The 17,995-nt window shown below is 55.2% G+C and carries 18 protein-coding genes and 1 pseudogene; 15 read left to right on the top strand and 4 right to left on the bottom strand.

Annotated elements, in window-relative coordinates:
- Positions 1-129: 129 nt before the first annotated feature.
- Positions 130-3,150 carry a DUF2336 domain-containing protein gene (locus ACHZB8_RS00855; RefSeq protein ID WP_316858058.1) on the bottom strand — a complete coding sequence of 1,007 codons (3,021 nt, stop codon included), beginning with the start codon at positions 3,148-3,150 and terminating at the stop codon, positions 130-132.
- Between the two features lie 405 nt (positions 3,151-3,555).
- Here ACHZB8_RS00855 and ACHZB8_RS00850 point away from each other — a divergent pair, with 405 nt between their 5' ends.
- The gene (locus tag ACHZB8_RS00850; protein WP_316858056.1) at positions 3,556-4,368 is read left to right on the top strand and encodes a hypothetical protein; all 813 of its coding nucleotides are present in this window, start codon (positions 3,556-3,558) and stop codon (positions 4,366-4,368) included.
- Between the two features lie 94 nt (positions 4,369-4,462).
- On the opposite strand, the gene ACHZB8_RS00845 is transcribed toward ACHZB8_RS00850, so the two are convergent.
- From ACHZB8_RS00845 to ACHZB8_RS00835, 3 genes are all read right to left on the bottom strand, one after another.
- The gene (locus tag ACHZB8_RS00845; RefSeq protein ID WP_316858054.1) at positions 4,463-5,023 is read right to left on the bottom strand and encodes a hypothetical protein; all 561 of its coding nucleotides are present in this window, start codon (positions 5,021-5,023) and stop codon (positions 4,463-4,465) included.
- Positions 5,020-5,676 (bottom strand): DUF1214 domain-containing protein, encoded by a 657-nt coding sequence (locus tag ACHZB8_RS00840; protein WP_316858052.1) that lies wholly within the window; start codon positions 5,674-5,676, stop codon positions 5,020-5,022. The genes ACHZB8_RS00845 and ACHZB8_RS00840 overlap by 4 nt, the downstream gene beginning before the upstream one ends.
- A 337-nt stretch (positions 5,677-6,013) precedes the next feature.
- Positions 6,014-8,272 (bottom strand): penicillin-binding protein 1A, encoded by a 2,259-nt coding sequence (locus ACHZB8_RS00835; protein ID WP_316858050.1) that lies wholly within the window; start codon positions 8,270-8,272, stop codon positions 6,014-6,016.
- A gap of 226 nt (positions 8,273-8,498) precedes the next feature.
- Between ACHZB8_RS00835 and ACHZB8_RS00830 the strand changes: the two genes are divergently transcribed.
- The 14 genes and pseudogenes from ACHZB8_RS00830 to ACHZB8_RS00765 form a co-directional block, all read left to right on the top strand.
- Positions 8,499-9,092: a YcgN family cysteine cluster protein gene (locus tag ACHZB8_RS00830; protein ID WP_316858048.1), complete on the top strand. Its 594-nt coding sequence runs from the start codon at positions 8,499-8,501 to the stop codon at positions 9,090-9,092.
- Positions 9,093-9,368: 276 nt separating this feature from the next.
- Positions 9,369-9,950 carry a hypothetical protein gene (locus ACHZB8_RS00825; RefSeq protein WP_316858046.1) on the top strand — a complete coding sequence of 194 codons (582 nt, stop codon included), beginning with the start codon at positions 9,369-9,371 and terminating at the stop codon, positions 9,948-9,950.
- Complete coding sequence (locus ACHZB8_RS00820; protein ID WP_394706060.1) at positions 9,838-11,172, top strand: DNA-packaging protein; 1,335 nt, start codon at positions 9,838-9,840, stop codon at positions 11,170-11,172. Before ACHZB8_RS00825 ends, ACHZB8_RS00820 begins: the two co-directional genes overlap by 113 nt.
- A gap of 68 nt (positions 11,173-11,240) precedes the next feature.
- A complete protein-coding gene (locus tag ACHZB8_RS00815) occupies positions 11,241-12,458 on the top strand; it encodes a phage portal protein (protein ID WP_316858044.1) in 1,218 nt (405 codons plus the stop codon).
- A gap of 1 nt (position 12,459) precedes the next feature.
- Positions 12,460-12,642 (top strand): hypothetical protein, encoded by a 183-nt coding sequence (locus ACHZB8_RS00810; protein ID WP_316858042.1) that lies wholly within the window; start codon positions 12,460-12,462, stop codon positions 12,640-12,642.
- A 151-nt stretch (positions 12,643-12,793) separates the two neighbouring features.
- The gene (locus tag ACHZB8_RS00805) at positions 12,794-13,534 is read left to right on the top strand and encodes an HK97 family phage prohead protease (protein ID WP_316858040.1); all 741 of its coding nucleotides are present in this window, start codon (positions 12,794-12,796) and stop codon (positions 13,532-13,534) included.
- Between the two features lie 30 nt (positions 13,535-13,564).
- Complete coding sequence (locus ACHZB8_RS00800) at positions 13,565-14,833, top strand: phage major capsid protein (protein WP_316858038.1); 1,269 nt, start codon at positions 13,565-13,567, stop codon at positions 14,831-14,833.
- 150 nt (positions 14,834-14,983) lie between these two features.
- Positions 14,984-15,544 (top strand): phage head-tail connector protein, encoded by a 561-nt coding sequence (locus ACHZB8_RS00795; protein WP_316858037.1) that lies wholly within the window; start codon positions 14,984-14,986, stop codon positions 15,542-15,544.
- A 59-nt stretch (positions 15,545-15,603) separates the two neighbouring features.
- Entirely contained in the window at positions 15,604-15,960 is a 357-nt protein-coding gene (locus ACHZB8_RS00790; protein WP_316858034.1) for a phage head closure protein, read from the top strand.
- Positions 15,953-16,219: a hypothetical protein gene (locus ACHZB8_RS00785; RefSeq protein WP_316858032.1), complete on the top strand. Its 267-nt coding sequence runs from the start codon at positions 15,953-15,955 to the stop codon at positions 16,217-16,219. The genes ACHZB8_RS00790 and ACHZB8_RS00785 overlap by 8 nt, the downstream gene beginning before the upstream one ends.
- Entirely contained in the window at positions 16,216-16,632 is a 417-nt protein-coding gene (locus tag ACHZB8_RS00780) for a DUF3168 domain-containing protein (protein WP_316858030.1), read from the top strand. The genes ACHZB8_RS00785 and ACHZB8_RS00780 overlap by 4 nt, the downstream gene beginning before the upstream one ends.
- A gap of 102 nt (positions 16,633-16,734) precedes the next feature.
- Positions 16,735-17,148, top strand: a complete 414-nt coding sequence (locus tag ACHZB8_RS00775) for a phage major tail protein, TP901-1 family (RefSeq protein WP_316858028.1) — start codon at positions 16,735-16,737, stop codon at positions 17,146-17,148.
- Between the two features lie 18 nt (positions 17,149-17,166).
- A complete protein-coding gene (locus tag ACHZB8_RS00770) occupies positions 17,167-17,538 on the top strand; it encodes a gene transfer agent family protein (protein ID WP_316858026.1) in 372 nt (123 codons plus the stop codon).
- Between the two features lie 65 nt (positions 17,539-17,603).
- Positions 17,604-17,792 (top strand): annotated as a pseudogene (locus ACHZB8_RS00765) (phage tail assembly chaperone); the annotation flags it as partial.
- Positions 17,793-17,995 lie beyond the last annotated feature (203 nt).

The raw sequence follows: 17,995 nt of genomic DNA, 5'->3' as shown, positions 1-17,995 counted from the left end.
GTCAGCTGAGAAAAAAGCGCGCCAAAGCGTAAAGCTGGCGCAGCATGTTTCAAACCTCGCATGTCAGCGCTCGAACAGTCTTCCGCGAAAGTGGAAGCGGGGCAGTCAACCGCCCCGACTTGTGCGACGTTATTTCTGATCGCCGGGGCGCACGTGACGCCGACCGAATTCCGGCGTTGTCTTCTCTTCACTCTGGTGCCGGCTTTCAAGCCCGGTCGTGCGCAATCGCGCAGAAGCAATGCCAGCACCATCATCATGAAGGGTCTGATGCCTGATCTGGACGCGTCTTGGCGTTCCGAACAGTTGGGCAATGATCTTGTCCGCAGCTGCCGGATAAAGCTGATTGTAAAGCGTCATCAACTGCGCAACCTTGGCATAATCATGCGAAATCGCGTCCGGTCCGTGCAAGAGCATGGAGAGCGTGCTGCGGTCGTCCAGTCCGATGGAATAGAGATAGACGACGAGAGCCTCGCCCCCTTTGTCTTGCAGCAATTGTGTCATCTGCAAACGACGGTGGCCGGAAATGTCATGCATCAGATCGGCTGTACGGATTCGGTCATTGCTGAAGCGCGCAGACACCAACTCTTGCGCCTTGTCCTCATCGATTGCTCGCCATTGTCTGGCATTGGCAGTCTGTGCGGCCACATCGACCAGGCTTTCGGCAAGGATAGACTGCAACAGTGCCAGACGCGTTTCATCATCATAGGCGAAAAACGCATCTGCGATGCCTTCCGAAGCGCTAGATGTCTCGGGCAGAACAGGGAAGCTGATCGTATCTGCCTTTGGCGCACCGAGATTTGAGTCAGACTGCGTGATCTCTCGCTCAGACAGCGTGCGCCCCTCGCGCCGCGTATCCTGCATCTTCAGCTTGGCATAGTCTTCGGCATCGACCAGATGGTGGCCGGAAAGCTCGTTGAGCAAGGATATATCGTCTTTGTCAGATTCCGCCTTTTTCCCAGACTTGCGGCTGGCTGCAATTTGCTCGACAGCGACACGAACCGATTGATCCTCTATCTCGCTGAGCGAGATGACTTTGCCATTTTCGCGAATCTCCAGCTCAACCGGCTCCACAAGCTCAACGGCCGGGGTGGCCTTGCCTGCCTGTTCCAACAGCAAATCGGTTGCAGAAGGCAGGTCCGGTTCGGCTTCGACAAGGTCAAGTCCGCTGAATGAGATCATATCGGGCATGAAGCCGAGCGGAGCATGCTCGTGAATGAGTGGCTCGCTCTCGGACTGCGCTGCACGGACTGGCTTTTCCGCAGTTTCAGCAAGATCAACAAGGGGATCCGTCAGCGCAATTGCCGACATCAAGGGGTTGGATTCCTTTTCAACCGGAACAGATGGGGCCGACGTGATCTCATCGTCAAAGGCAAGTTCGGATTCGATTGCCTTGAAACGGTCGGAAACATCCAGGGCAGGGATATCGCTCAACCCGGTTGGTATGTCGTTGAGCGAAGCAACCGGATCCGAGAGTGGCATCTCCTTGGCCAATCCGGTCTCAGGATGAATGATGACAGGATCGCCTGTAAGGCTTGCAAGCGCCTTGTACCAATCATCCTCTGTTGCCGAGGTCAAAACAACGCTCGTCGGTTGTGTTTCCGGCGTTGCACTCCGTGTCTGCTTGCGATCGCTATCCTGAGAAGCCTTGCGAACCGTCAGCGTGATTTGCGGTTTGTTCTCCTCGCCCTTGTCCTTTTTGCTTTGCTTGATAAATGTATCAAGCGAACGTTCCAGTTCACTGCGAGTGGGCTCCGTCGGGCGGAGCTGGTCAATCGTTCGATCTGCCACGGCATCAAGGGGCGCGGATAGGGGCGTGCCGAAAGATGCGGTTTCAGGTAGAGTTTCGGTCTCAGGTAGAGAGGCAGAAAATGTTTCCGGTGCTTCCTGATGCGCATCATCCTCTTGATGCATTTCGCCTGCAAGGCTGACTGTGGGGGCCAAATCCAGACCATTCATTGGCTCTAGAGGAGCGGTGTCAGTCACGATGGGCTCTGAAGCTGTTTCGGCGCTATGAGACCATGGAGAGGACAAGACATCCCTATCGTGTGAAACGATATCCTCGATCCCCTTTTGCCCTGATTTGGAAGAAACTGGAGACACAGGAGACATCGGAGACACAGGGCGCTCCTCTACCGTCTCTTCAATCGACTTGAAGACAATGGTTGGCTCACGCTCCAGAGCGTCCAATTGGCTTCTAAGCGGAGGGATGGGAGCGTTTGACTGATCAAATGCACCAATCCGGAATGAGTTGGGGCCGATTTCTTCTTCGTCCGAACATGGGCTATCGCCGGTTTCGGAAGCCGCTTGAACAGGGTCAGACGAAACGGACTGCGCTTCTGCGGCCTTCTCGGCTTCTTCCTTTGCCAATTCCCTTGCCAGAGCCTCGACGGCTTCATCATCAAGCATTTCCCAATCGCTCTCGGACAACCGTTCAAGAATCTTGCGGTCTTCTTCGTCAAAAAACGGCTCGGGCACAACTGCGGCTCCTTCGAGAGCTGGGGCGGCCTCGTCACATGTCTCGGACAGGCTGTCGGCGGAGGGCTGTGTTTGTGTTTTTTCACTCATGCTATCCAACGCTTCTGGGTGGTAATGCTCGCACCATTCCTGTTCCATGGAAGAAACCAGTGCATCAAGCTTATCATTGTTTCCAGACATCGCCTTTGGTTCCGCTTTTTTGAGCATCGTGCCGGATACCCGTGCAATTCGCTCTGCCAACTGGTTAGAAAGCCCTGATTGCAGACTTATATTTTCAGACAATGCTTGCCCCACTGCTCTTTCCCTGAAGGTCAACAGCAGTGATACAAGCAACGCGCTCAGATCAGATCTTCGCGCAATCGCGACCCGTTTGGCGGAATTTCCCTGCATGATCTGCAATGTCAAATCGGATGCGTCAAGCAGCGGTGAGTTGGCCAGAACGGGAGCCGATACACACTCCGCATCGCAACAGAGCAGTTTGATCACGTCAAGGGGGGCAGTTCGCTGATTGCATAACAATCTGGCAATTGCCGCGCGGTCCTCAACAGGTGTCGATCCATGAAGTTTCTGAAAGAGTCTGGTGAACCGACCGCGAACCTGACGTCCAAACTGGCCCGCAGCAAGATATTGCTCGGTTTCCTGCAACAATCGCGATGTATCACTCTCAGATTTCAAATCGGAAACCTTAACTACTACGCGATGAGGTTACGGGTTGTGATCGTCAGGACGGCCCCCTAACCAAACGTCCTTTTGCCAAAAACTGTTTGCCACATCTTCGCGTTTATTCTTTAACATGCTGTTAACCATCATCGCGCTCAAGCATTTGTTCACTGTTGCCAAATTGAAAGTCAATTCAGCTGCAAACACTCCCAATTCTATGCTTGGCTTGAACTCACTTATACGGAACAATAAGAGCGTGACGATTCGGGCACAGACTATTATTTTAGTACCATGGACGATCGCAATCAACAGTCACGCCATCCGAAAAGGCTGCTAACTCTCTGAAAAGGCAATAATTTTATGAGATTAGTCAAATGTACAATGGCACCAAGGGTGAGGTCTGGCGCGGCAACTGCCCTGATGTTGATTGCACTTGCTGCGTGCAGCACGAGAGAGGGGGATCTGGGGCGTCCCGAAACGAACCCGTTCATTGAAGGGTTCATGAACACCGGAGGCAAGCTCCGGGCTCATGCCAATGGTGAATTGGTGTCCGGTTTCAACACGACCGACGAGGAACAGGTCATGCGAAACAGGGCGTGGGTACTCATTCGCCCCCCTCATGCGCAAGACTGGATTTCTGTTGATCTGTGGACCTTCATTTCATCTGTCCAGAATGTCAGTCTGCATTTTCTGACGGAAACCCAGAGTGCACGTCTGACACCGACCATCGACAGGGCGTTTGATCCCAAGCGTTATTACTGGGCCATGAGAGCGGAGAAATATTCATCTCATCACGCGCGCTACAACCGGGTCATCAACGACATTCGCTCAGATCGGGAGTCCCTTGGGCTGTTCGTTCCGGCGGCGGAACAGGTTATTGAAGTAGACAATCAGCGTATTGCCGCGGTGGCTCGAAAACCGGATCTTGACCCGCGAGAGATGAAAAACGCCTATGCCAGAGTGGACGAAAATCGCAGATTTCTGGAATGGGTCTGGCGGTCTCTGAAATATCGTATGGCGGCCTATGCCTACGCAATCAAAAAGCTGGAGATTGAAACCCCGTCGCCGCTGGTTGTTGACGCCAATCAAGAGCTCAAACTCCTCAATATGGAGTTTCAGAAGCAAAATGGCTATCTCTCCGCGGCAGGACCTCTGAACGCAGAGACAAAGCCAAGACCGTCACGCTATACAAGGCGCCAATGGGCAGCTGAAGATCCCAATCTGGTGAAGTGATTTTCGAAAGGCTTGTGCGTTTCTGGTGGCCGGAAAGGGCCATCTGCAACAGGCATGCGCATTTCAGACATCGCATTGCGGACCGGTTTTTGGTCTATTCTGTGTCCGCGTCATCCCACAATGGTTTACAAAGCACCCTGTCCAGACTGCGGGCGGTGGGGGGCCGATCCCGTTCCGATGCGATGAAGGCCCGAACCAGAAGAATGCCCTTGGAGTCCGTTGCGGTGATGACAATCGTGGTTTCGTCGATCAGATCCGGTCTTTCGGACAAAAGGCGTTGCTGTCCTTTGGTCGCGAGCACGGCATTGAGTTTCGGGCCGGAAATCTGGTTGGTCAGGCTGAACTGGCTTCGCCCCATTTGATCGACATAATCAAGGCTCCAGAAATCATTGGCAAATGTGCCTTTCATCAGCATGGGAGCTGCCGAAACGTCAACGCGGCACAGTCCAAAGGCAAAGGCGGGATCAAGATCCGCAGAGACTTTTACCGCTTCTGTTGGGGATGATATGACATACACACGGTTAAGGGGAGCCAGCTCGAGAACCTTGTGCCAAATGTCATTCTTGGCGAAATAGGGCAGCGAGAAAATCGTCCCGATGTGGATGATGGCTGCGGTTGTCAGCGCCGCACATATGAGCAGGATTGTCCGGATCATTGGCAACTCATCCATGCAATTTGGGGCAACCGGATTTCCGAATAACCATCTCCGCTCGCATGCGGCGTTTCATAGAGACGGAAAATCAGTTTGAACGGCTTGTTTGCCTCGCTTTTCAGCCAGTCGCCACCCGAAACATCTGGCCCGGTCACGATCTCGAATTCGCTCCCATTGATGCGTGCAACATTCTGGCTATGATACCCAAATCTCTCAGACGGATTTTCAACCAGAGTGCCATTCATGTTGGCAAGCGTGACGGTCCAGATCCTAGCCGGCAGTTCAGAGCCCGTGATGCGATACTGACACCCCCCATCCAGCGGCGTGCCTTCGTCGTCGGTCTCGGCAACAAAGGCAATTCCCTCCGCAGACCCCAGCATCAACGATCCCCGTCGGGCCTGGTCTGCTTTGGAATAGGGATTGGCTTTCGGGCTGGAAGCATCCGGCCAAGCATGCCATGGCCCTACCTTGAAGACGGCGAGTTTGTCCGCGTTGTTGATCGCCAGGTAGGAACTGCCTATGCCCAGCCCAACGGCAACCACTATGAAAAGAATAATGTCCCTAATCAGGCGCACGCGTCCAAGCTCTCGGTTCCGGTCGTTTAAATCAAGAGCATCTTCCGCCTCGGTTGCGACCTTTTCGGAAAATGCGGTCAAAAGAAATTCGGCGCTATCCTAGCATCAATATCCAACAAGGTCACAAGAAACGCGGCGAGAAAATCAGCTGTTCGACAAAATGGCAGCTAACCATGGCCAGACTTCAATCTGCAAACGCATTTTGTGCGACTGGCCTTGTCATGCAACGGCCAGATCATCGGGTTACCCGAAAAAAGTGATTCTGCTCTTTGGTCCCTGTTGGCGCAAACTGCCAAGTTTCTGATACAAACATCAAAATTATCCCTACAGGGATTTGGGCAAAGGTCAATTGTTGATTGAAGATTTCAGCAGTTAGTTTGGGAGGCTGTCACGATTGGCGAGCTTTGGCAGCCGGAGGCTAATTGTGTCTCCAGGCTCTGGTCAAGTCAGCCAGTCCGCTGATGGCTGGGCGCTTCATTGGCACAAGCCCGGAAAGCTGGTCGCTCTCATTCGCTTTGGTGTTGTCTGCTCCATCCGTAGAGGTCGAGCCTGCCGGTTGCGTAGACGAACCTACAGGGGCGCTGTCGCCACTCTTGAACAGCACCGAAAGCTGTTCAAGTTGATCGACCACTTGCGGTGCGAGGCGCTGGGACTTGCGTTCTTTCTTGATGTCCTTGATCCTGCCACTTGAAGCAAGCTGGATATTCTGGTGCGTTTTCTTGAAGATTTCGGGATCATCAATGAACGGTAAGGGTTTGAGTTCGACCTGCTGATGCGCTGCGGTCATGATCTTTTGCCAGGCCATCGCGGGCAGGCTGCCTCCGGTGACCCGTCTGGTCGAATGGTTATCGTCGTTGCCAAACCAGACCGCTGCCGAATAGTTGCCGGTAAAGCCGCAGAACCATGCGTCCTTGTAGGCCGATGTCGTGCCGGTTTTGCCCGCTGCGGTAATGCCTTCAAGATGCGCCCGACGCCCCGTTCCGGCCTCGATGACGGAAACCATCATCCTGTTCATGCCCGCAATGGTTTCTGGCGGGATTATCTGCTCGACCTTCACATCGCGCTTGTGGTCGTAGATCACGTGGCCTTTGGAATCCTGAATTTGCAAAACCGCATGCGGATCGGCCTTTTTGCCCCCGTTGGCAAAAACGGCATAGCCGGTCGCCATATCCATTACCGAGACTTCCGAAGACCCCAGTGGCAGAGAGCGCGTGATCTTGAGCGGGGAGGCGATTCCCATCTTGTATGCGGTCTCGACGATCTTGTCGCGGCCAATTGCCTGTGCCAGACGAACCGGAATGGTGTTGATGGACCGCCTTAGCGCATTGAGCAATGTGACGGGCCCTGAATAGGAGCGGCCATAGTTCTTGGGCGACCAGTTGCCGATGGTGATGGGCGCGTCCTGAACAACCGACTCGGGTGTGTACCCGTTCATCAGCGCCGTTGTGTAAACGAATGGCTTGAAGGAGGAACCGGGCTGGCGCTTCGCGTCGGTTGCACGGTTGAACTGGCTCTTGCCATAGTCCTTGCCGCCAACAATCGCAACAACGGCTCCGTCGGGTTCCATCAACACCGCCGCAGCTTCCGACACATCATATTGTTCGCCATTTTCACGCAGAATTCGGTCTATTGCCTGCTCGGACTGTTTCTGAACTGTCATGTCGATCGAGGTCTTGACCGTCAGCACCCTGTGCTTTCCACCCACGATTTTCTTGACCTCGTCAAAGGCCCAGTCAAGGAAATGGTTTGGCGTATCGGTGTCCACCTTGTCGATTGGTATTGCCGGATTTCGCAGGGCGCCGACGATTTGTCCCTCGGTCAGAAAACCGGCCTGCACCATGTTGATCAAGACTTCCTTGGCGCGCGCACGCGCCCTTGGCAGGTTGACATGGGGAGCATATTTGGTCGGGGCCTTGAAAAGACCGGCCAGCATTGCCGACTCCGCCAAGGACAGATCCTTGGCCGGTTTGCCGAAATAATATTTCGATGCGGCCGCAATGCCATAGGTGCCGCCGCCCATATAGGCGCGGTCAAGATAGAGCTTCAGGATTTCGCGTTTGGTAAGCCGTGCTTCCAGCCACAAAGAGAGAAAAGCCTCATCGATCTTGCGCTTGAGTGTGCGTTCGTTGGTCAGGAACAGGTTCTTGGCCAGCTGCTGGGTAAGGGTCGAGCCACCCTGCACGACACCACCGGCGCGCGCATTCTCGACAATCGCACGTGTCAGGCCGAAAAAGTCGATCCCGAAATGATCAAAGAAGCGACGATCTTCGGTTGCCAGCACAGCCTTGATGAAGTTTTCCGGCAGGTCCTGAAGTTCAAATGAGTCGTCCTGAAGAATCCCCCTTTTGCCGATTTCGTTACCGAACCGGTCCAGAAAGGTCACTGCATAATCTTCCTGAGGGGGAAGGCCTCTTGCCGTCAGATCGAAGTTTGTAAGGGCCAGAGAGGTGGCGAACAACGCGCCGAACGTCGCCATCGTCAAGCCACCCGAAAGCATTTGAACAAGCCAGAACCGCCACCCCGTGACCTTGAGGCCCCGCATGGATGCATTGGAAATATCCAGCGCTCTGGCAAGAGAGCCTCGAATCTTGTAAAGGCCCGTATCGATTGCGGCATCGAGTGCGAGCAGCCGGTATTTCCACCTGACTTTTGTCTTGGTTTGAAACGGATCTTTCACGGCGCTATGAACTCATTCTTCCCACATCTAGGGCACCCATAATACTTTCTTAACTCTTGTGCAACAAGAAGCAAATGGTCCCGTTTGCCAAAACAGACTTTAATCGCAGACTATGGTTAATTGCACCTGCCGACATGCCATCGACCAATCTTTTGCTTGACGTGTGCAGGCTTTGTGTTCGAGACAGGTGTAGCGGACAACGTAACGAATGTGCGAGCGGTAAAGAATGGAAAACAATAACAAAAATGTGAACACCCCGGTCCAAACTGCGAATGTCGATGAAACCGGTACCGACAAACCTTTCTGGCAAGTCAAATCCCTTTCCGAGATGACGACCAGCGAGTGGGAATCCTTGTGCGATGGCTGCGCCCGCTGTTGTCTCAACAAGCTTGAAGACTGGGATACGGGTGAAATTGTCTGGACCAATATTGCCTGTAGCCTGCTTGATGACCACAGCTGCCGCTGCAAGAATTACGAAAATCGTCTAGAAACCATTCCCGATTGCGTGCCGCTGACGCCGCAAACAGTTGAGGAGATCTCCTGGCTGCCAGCCACATGTGCCTACCGGCTGCTGGATGAAGGCTATGATCTGTATTGGTGGCATCCACTTGTCTCTGGCGATCCGGATACAGTGCATCAGGCGGGAATCTCGGTACGCGGCAGGGTCATTTCTGAAGAGGGAATGACGGTCGAAGACTATGAGAATCATCTTGTGCATTGGCCTGGGAAGACCCCGAAGATGATCCCGTGCCCCTTCCGGAGCGCTGAATTGTATAGGCATAAGAGGTTGATTTACATAGTTAATATCAATTTTAGATAGAAAAATACAACCAATGGGAGAAAAATCGCTTGACCTGCGAACGGTCGCAGGCTATAGATTAACTACAGTCGGAAAGGCGTGAATAACTTTGCGTCACCCATCTGTTTGCGTGTTTTATACCGCTTAATATCCAATCTGGAATGAATGTAACCGCTCGGTCCGCCGCAGCGGTTTTTTTTGTCTTCGGTTTCCATGCCATGTCTGTCTGACAGGTCTGGACGGGCAGATGATCTTGCAAGATCTGAAACCGAGCAAGGCCCAAAGCCAGGAATTCATATGCGAAAAAAACGGACAGCCAAACCGGATTGGTCTGCCATCCGCAAGGCTTGTGAAGATGGGGGGCAGAGCTTTCGTGAGATCGCTCGCCTTCATCAGGTGAGCGAAACCACCTTGCGCAAGAAGAGGAAGGAATGGGAGGCCGGGGCTTCGAATGCAAAAAGGCCTCCAGTTGAAGCAACCGCTCCTGATCCGGACAATTGCGAGCACCCGGAAAGCGCAGGGGATGCGCTCGATCATAAAGACATGGTCATGCGCCTTTATCAGGCGACAGACCAACAGATTCGTTATCTCGAAAAACAGTTGCAATCTGGAGAAGCAGCCTATGACGAAAAAGAGGCCCGGATGCTCGGGACCATCGCCCGAACGCTCGAGAAAATCATGGATCTCGATCCCGATCAGCCTTTGACCCAGCCAGACCAAGAAGAGGGCAAGAGTAGCGATGATGATGCAGCAGATGGATGTTCCATTGACTTCCTCCGCCAAGAGCTTACGAACCGCCTTGATCGGCTCAAGCAGGGAGCGGCAGGCGACGTTTCTGGCGACGCTGAGCGCAAGGGAACTGCAAACCCTGATCTATGACTGGGAAATATGGGCGCGGCAGGATCAGCTTCCCCCGCGAGGAGACTGGATCACGTGGCTGGTTTTGGGTGGACGCGGGGCTGGCAAGACAAGAACCGGCGCGGAATGGATTAAGGCGCTGGTGCAGGGCAGGGCTCCTTTTGCCGAAAGGCCTTATGGGCGGATCGCACTGATCGGAGAAACGCTCTCCGATGCACGAGATGTGATGGTGGAGGGCGTTTCCGGTCTTCTGGCCATTCATGCCAGGGAGGAAAGGCCGATTTGGCAGCCCTCCCGACGACGTCTACAGTGGCCCAATGGGGCGGTCGCGCAGATTTTTTCCGCAGAGGATCCCGAAAGCCTGCGCGGGCCTCAATTCGATGCGGCCTGGGGAGATGAATTGGCAAAATGGCGTCATGCGGAAGCGACATGGGACATGTTGCAATTCGGCTTGCGCCTGGGGACAAAGCCACGTCAGATCGTCACCACCACACCAAAGCCAACCCAATTGCTGAAGCGCTTGATGGCGGAGCCAAGAACGGCCATTTCCCGAGCCCCAACCCGCGCCAATCTGGCCAATCTGGCTCCGGGATTTCTCGACACCATCGTTCGGCGATATCAAGGCTCGCGGCTCGGCAGGCAAGAGCTGGATGGTGAGCTGATCGAAGACAGAGCCGATGCCCTCTGGAAACGCGAGCAACTGGATCGGCTGCGTGTGGATCGGGCCCCAGACCAGATGGCACGCATTGTCATCGCGATCGACCCACCGGCAACGTCCGGCAAGAGTGCTGACGCATGCGGACTGGTTGCCGCCGGCATCGATGCGGATGGCCTATGCTACATTTTGCGCGACAGCACGCTGTGTGAAGTCAGCCCGACAGGATGGGCGACCAAAGCCATTGCGCTTTACCATCGCCTTGCCGCTGACTGTCTTATCGCCGAGGTCAATCAGGGCGGAGAAATGGTCACGACCATTCTTTCAGGCATTGATCCGTCCGTTCCTGTGAGGGCCGTCCGGGCCAACAGGGGCAAATATCTAAGAGCCGAACCGGTGTCCGCCCTATATGAGCAAGGCCGCATTCGCCATGTCGGAAATATGGCCGAGCTGGAAGATGAAATGTGCGACTTCGGGCTGGATGGGCTCTCGTCCGGCAAAAGCCCCGACCGGCTGGACGCCATGGTCTGGGCGGTGACGCATCTGTGTCTGGGTGAACAGCCCGAGCCCAAAGTGCGGGCAATCTGACAATTCATGAAAAAGGAAGGAAGAGGCTTATGCTTCGCTGGACCTCTAAGGGATCGGCGCGATCGCGCATGTCCGAAGCCCAAACGCAACCAGCCGCCGCTGGCGGTAAAGCTCTGGAAGCAAAGCAATCCCTGACCGGAGCGCTTCTGGCTGTTCACAATGTCAATCGGCCACGCTGGACCCCGAGGGATTATGGCGCACTCGCCCAACAGGGCTATGCCCGGAACCCGATCGTCTATCGCTCGATCCGCATGATATCGGAAGCCGCGGCCTCCGTACCGATTTTCTGCCTTCAGTCTGGTGAGCGGCTGTCCGAACATCCGATACTTTCGCTCCTTGACCATCCCAACGCGCGACAGGCCGGCGCCACCTTTCTTGAAAGCCTGTTTGGCCACCTTCTGGTCTCCGGCAACGCCTATCTCGAGGCGGTTTATGGCGCGAACAGCCTCAGAGAGCTGCATTGTCTGCGGCCTGATCGCATGAAGGTCATTCCGGGACTGGATGGCTGGCCCGAGGCCTTTCAATATACGGTGGGAGGCAAGTCGGTGCGCTTTGATCAAAATGATGAAACGCTGCCGGTGCCGCCAATCCTGCATATCACCCTGTTTCACCCTCATGATGATCATTATGGCTTGAGCCCGCTCGAAGCCGCGCAAACCAGTCTCGACGTTCACAACGCAGCCGCCAGCTGGAACAAGGCACTGCTTGACAATTCCGCCCGGCCGTCCGGGGCGCTCGTCTATGCGGCTTCGGAGGCGGGCAATCTCAGCGATGAGCAGTTCGAGCGTCTCAAGAAAGAGCTGGAAGACGGCTATCAGGGCGCCATGAATGCCGGTCGGCCCTTGCTTCTGGAAGGGGGGCTTGACTGGAAAAGCATGAGCATGTCCCCCCGTGACATGGATTTCATTGATGCCAAAAACAGCGCCGCACGAGAAATCGCCCTCGCGTTTGGTGTGCCGCCGATGCTGCTGGGCATTCCCGGTGACAACACCTATGCCAATTATGCCGAAGCGAACCGCGCCTTCTGGCGTCAGACGGTGCTGCCCCTTGCCGCCCGATGCTTGCAGAGCATGGCCCGCTGGCTCTCCCCGGCCTACGATCTGCCTTTCGAACTCAAGGTCGATCTCGATCAGGTCACGGCTCTGGCAAGCGAACGCGAGGCCCTTTGGCAGAGGGTCGGTAATGCCAGTTTTCTGGACGAAAACGAAAAGCGGATCGCCGTCGGCTATAGCCCGCGTTCCGATGACCAGCAAGTTGACGCCGTAACCGAAAAGGGGGGGATCTGATGTGGGAGACGCTCTGCAAATTGTCGCCGAGAAAGGGGATCTTGCCCATGTTGCGCTCTTTCTTTGGGCGAGTGCCGCAAGCGGGCTTCTTGTCTGGAGCCTGCGTGAACAGGCCGCCAGCAACAAGCGTTTTCAGGATTTTGTCGAGGAAATCGCCCGTCTCACCAGCCTCCTTGATGGCTAGGCCTCCCCTAGTTTCGAGCGAACACCGGATCGAGCCAAATCACAGGCTTGTCTTTGCGCATTTTGCCCGGGCACTCGCCGGGCAAGTCAAAAGCGGCACGGTCGCCCGCGTCCGCCTGATATCGAGCTAACCGTCAATAGGCTGATATAACATGCTGAAATCAAATAATTTTCAATGTTCGACAAAATCCCGTTCCCTGTCGGAAACCGAGAAAAAGGCGATGCCGTCCGCCCTCGCCAAGGTTGCCGAGGATGGCTTGTTCGAAGGCTATGCCTGTTTGTTCGGCGAGGAGGATCTGGGGCACGATGTCATTTGCGCCGGTGCCTTTGCGAGCAGCCTTGCGCAGCGCGGACTTGGCGGCATCAAACTGCTCTATCAGCACGACCCGACCCAACCGATCGGTCACTGGTTGTCGATCCGGGAAGATAGCAAGGGCCTGTTTGTGCGTGGCCAGCTTGCAACCGATGTTGCCAAAGCGCAGGAAATCCACTCCATGATGAAGGCGGGCATTCTTGATGGATTGTCCATCGGCTTCAAGACGATCAAGGCCCGCAAGGATGCCAAGACCGGTATCCGGCATCTGCTGGCGCTCGATCTTTGGGAAATTTCTGTCGTCACCTTTCCCATGCAGCCCGACGCACGCATTTCCTCGGTCAAGGCCGCGAGCCTCTCGCCGCCCTTCAGCAAACGCGAATTGGAACGAAAGCTCATGCAAGACGCTGGGCTTTCTCGTTCCCAGGCCCGAGCCCTCATGGCCCGCGGCCTTTCTGGTCTTACCGGCAAGCAGGACGCTGTCCATGTTGGACCCTCAAATGAACTGGCCCGCCTTCGCATCATGACCCGAACCATGCTTCAGGCCACGCGCAAAGGCACAGGCCATCTGTCGAAATGACAGCTATTCCCACTTCAAAAAGGAAAGCTCATGAAAGACCTATCCAACGCCTCTCCGGAGACGAAATCGATCATGGATGCAGACCTCTCGTCCGCATTTGACGATTTTCTCGTTTCCTTCGACGCTTTCAAACACGCCAATGATGAACGCCTTGACGAGATCGAAAAACGCTCTGCTGACGTTCTGACTGAACACAAGGTAGACCGCATCTCAAAGGCCCTTGATGAACAGCAGACCGCGCTCGACTCCCTGATCCTCAAGGCACGCCGTCCAAGTCTCGCGGATGGCCTGTCAACGGGCCGTCACGCAGCACCACTTTCGGCACGTGCATTGGAACACAAAACCGCTTTCAACCGCTATATCCGCTCCGGTGTCGAGCAGGATCTGCGCGATCTGGAGGCCAAGGCCATGTCCATCAGCTCCGATCCGGACGGCGGATATCTCGTGCCTGAACAAGTCGAGGCAGAGGTCGGCAAGCGCCTTGCCGCGATCTCTCCAATCCGCTCAATCGCTGATGTGTGCGAAATCTCCGGCTCTACCCTGAAGAAACCCTTCGCCACCTCCGGGCCGGAAACCGGTTGGGTAGGGGAAACTGCTGCGCGCCCGCAGACGAGCGCTTCGACCCTTGCCGAGCTTTCCTATACCGCGATGGAGCTGTATGCGATGCCAGCGGCAACGCCGAGCCTTCTTGAAGACGCGGCCATCAATGTCGAGGAATGGATTGCCGCCGAGGTCGAAACCGCCTTTGCTCAGCAGGAAGGCACCGCCTTTATAACCGGCAACGGCACCAACAAGCCTAAAGGCTTCATGGCAGAAACTGTCGTGGATGAAGGGAGTTGGAGCTGGGGGAATCTGGGATCGATTTCTACGGGCACTTCAGCGGCATTCAGCGCAACCGATCCGGGAGACGCTCTCATTGACCTGATCTACAGCCTCAAGGCCGGCTATCGTCAGAATGCACAGTTCGTGATGAACCGTACCAGCCAGGCCGAAGTGCGCAAGCTCAAGGACGATGATGGCAACTATCTCTGGCAGCCGCCTGCCGGGATTGGAGCCAAGGCATCGCTTCTCAACTTCGCCATCACGGAAGCCGAAGACATGCCCGACATCGAGGCCGATTCATGTGCCATTGCCTTCGGCGACTTCAAGCGTGGATACATGATTGTGGATCGCCTCGGGCTGAGCATTCTGCGCGATCCATTCTCAGCCAAGCCATATGTCCTGTTCTATGTCACCAAACGAGTGGGCGGCGGTGTGCAGGACTTCGACGCGATCAAGCTGCTGAAATTCTCTGCCTGATCGCGGGCATTGGCTCCCTGCGGGTGAAGGTCTCTTCACCCGAACCGGTGTCCTTGTCGGGATCTCCTCCCTCCCGGCAAGGGCATCCCTTCTTGACGGTGCAGATTTTGCGTCTTTTGGCACGCCTCCTGAATTTGATCGGGGAAAAGAATGACAACAACCCTTTTGACACCACCGGCCCTTGAGCCGGTCAGCCTTGCCGAAATCAAGGCCTATCTGAAGCTCGATATCGACAAGGAAGACGATCTTTTGCGCGCCTTTCTGACCGCTGCTCGTGTTCATCTGGAGCATTTGACAGGTCATCACTTCATCACCCAGACATGGCGCTTGCTGCTGGAAGGCCCCCTCGGGGAGACCTTCCGTTTGCCTCTTCAACCGGTAACGGACATCGTTGCTGCTGCGGTGGTGGATATCGAAGCAAACATCACTTCGCTCGATGTGACGGGGCTCTCGATTTTCCAGGCACAGGATCCGGCAATCCTTGCCAACATCGACGGTTTTCTTCTGGCCAGCAATCAGCGGCTGCAACTGGATGTCGAAACCGGCTTCGGACCGGCTGCCGAGGATGTTCCCGAACCGTTGCGCCTCGCCATCAAGATGGTGGTTGCCGAATGGTATGAGAGGCGGCTGATTGCTGATCCGAGCCAGCTCCCCACACTCGCCAAGTCGCTTCAGCCCCTCATTGGTTCCTATCGCAGTTTGCGGCTTTGATCGCACCTTGCAGTGCAAATCTCTGTTCGCTGAAAGTCAAGCCAGAAAAGGAATAGCCAATGACACAAGAGGGCCTTGAAACCTTTCTTTTCGACCCTGCCAATCTGAGGCATCGTATCACTTTGGCCGAACCCGTTTATGACAGTGATGCACCATGGAATGGTGTCCAGTCCCATAACATCGTCGCCGAGGTCTGGGCCGGTATCTTGCAGTTGGAAGCAAACGAGCGAAATGACGCCGAACAGGCGTCAAACAGTCTCACCTTGCGCTTTGTCATTCGCCATCGCGATGATCTCTCAAGCATAACGCGTCTGATTTATGGTGGCGAACCCTATGATCTTCTGACCCTTCATGACCCGGATCAACGCAAGAATTGGCTGGTGGTTGAGGCCAAAGGGAGCCTGGGCCATGAGTAGCGCGGAGACGGCTAGCCGAGCATTGCAAACCCGGATCCTGTCAAAGCTGCTGCCCAAGCATGCAGATGCCATCAGCATGGCGGCCTCGCAGGAAGGACTTGATATCGAGGTCAGGCATCAGATCAACGGGGATGACGGACAGATCGAAATCTCGGGCGCAGACCTTCTGTCCCGCCATTTTGGCTCCCGCGAGAGCGAACCAGGCGGATTGATCTCGCGGCTTCTGGCAAGTCTCTCCGAGCAAAGGAGGCAATTGTGACAACTCTCGCATCGCGCAGTCTTGAACAGGCCCTTCTGGCACTCTTCAAGACTGATGAAACCCTGATCGCCCAGTTGGGCGGCACAAGGCTTTATGACGAGCCGAAGCGGGATTGCCCGTTTCCCTATATCACGCTTGCAACTTCATATTCCCGTGACTGGAGCACTGGCACCGAAAAAGGTGATGAACACCGGGTCATCATAACTTTGTGGACCGGGGCCAATGATCGTGAACGACATCAGGAAATTTGCGCCAGACTGCGGAGCATTCTGGAAGCGGCAGAGCTTTCGTTGACCGACCACACGCTGGTCAATCTGCAAATAGAGCGTCTGGACATCCGCTCTGATCGCAAGGCCCATCTATTGCAGGGCGTGATGCAGGTGCGGGCGGTGACCGAAGAAAGCACTGGCTGACGAAACAGCTCTCCCAAACACGCCCACTTTCTCAACGACCATTTCCCATCGTGCCTGACCGACCCTGTCGGGCATTGGCTGTTTAATTCAAGGAGAATTGATATGACTGCCCAAAAAGGCAAGGACTTGCTGCTCAAGGTCCGCAATGACGATGACAGCGCCTATGTAACGGTAGCGGGCTTGCGTGCCCGCTCGCTTTCTTTCAACGCCGAGAGCGTTGATATTTCCCATTCGGAGTCGTCCGGTCGCTGGCGCGAACTGCTGGAAGGTGCTGGCACGCGCCATGCCAGTCTGTCGGGCAGTGGTCTGTTCAAGGATAGTGACAGCGATGAACGCATCCGCGCCCTGTTCTTTGATGGCACGATTGCCGCGTGGCAGGTCATCATTCCCGATTTTGGCACGCTCGAAGGCAATTTCCAGATCACCGCGCTCGAATATTCCGGTCAGCACGACAACGAACTGACCTTCGAAATTGCGTTGGAATCTGCTTCAGCCCTGACCTTTGCAACATCTTGACATGAGGAACCATGACCGATGGCAAACAAGAGACGGGGTGAGGTATCCCTTCGCCTCAATGACCAGAATTATCGCCTGTGCCTGACTCTTGCCGCGCTCGCCGAGCTAGAGGATAGCATGGAGCTGGACAATATCGGCGCACTTGCAGACCGCTTTGCTTCGGGCAAGGTGAAAAGCAGCGATCTGGTCAAGATACTCGGTGCGGCCTTGCGTGCAGGTGGGGCCGAGGTCACGGATCGAGAGGCCGCATCAATGCATTGCGAAGGCGGTGCGGTGGCGCTTGCGTCCGCCCTTGTCGAGCTTTTGCAACAGACCTTCAATCCGAACGCCCTGGGAGAGATGGCGAACCAGTCCAAAGGGGGGGCGGAGGGAACCATAAACCCCAGCTAGGCCGGTCCCGAAAGAATGGATCGGCCACAAGCAGCAAAGCGGCAAACAACCTCTTTCCGTGGGATGTCGTTTTCTCTCTCGCAGCGCAAAGACTGGGGTGGTCGCCTGACGTTATCTGGTCAGCAACCCCAAAGGAAGTCCTCAGCGCGGCCCTCGTTCCCGAGGCGCAAAAGGCTCACATGAGCTTGCAAGAATTCTGGACCTTGTGCAGCGCCTACCCCGATGAGCAAAATCCGTTTGGATCTTCCTCATGACCCCATGAAATACACCATGAAATCAAGGAAGGACTCTGATCATGACCTCAGAGGTCGTAGAAACTGCGGTCGTCAAGGTGGAGGCGGACATGAAATCCTTCACCAAGGAAATCACCGCAGCCAAGAAACAAGCCGAAAAACTCGGCGATCAAGTGGCAAATGCGCTTGAAGAGGCGATTGTCGGAGGCAAAAGTCTGGAAGAT

Origin of the sequence: uncultured Cohaesibacter sp. (assembly GCF_963556055.3) — a bacterium.
Classification (GTDB): Bacteria; Pseudomonadota; Alphaproteobacteria; order Rhizobiales; family Cohaesibacteraceae; genus Cohaesibacter.
The sequence above is the reverse complement of the archived record's forward strand: the minus strand, read 5'-3'. Positions and strand labels throughout refer to the sequence as shown.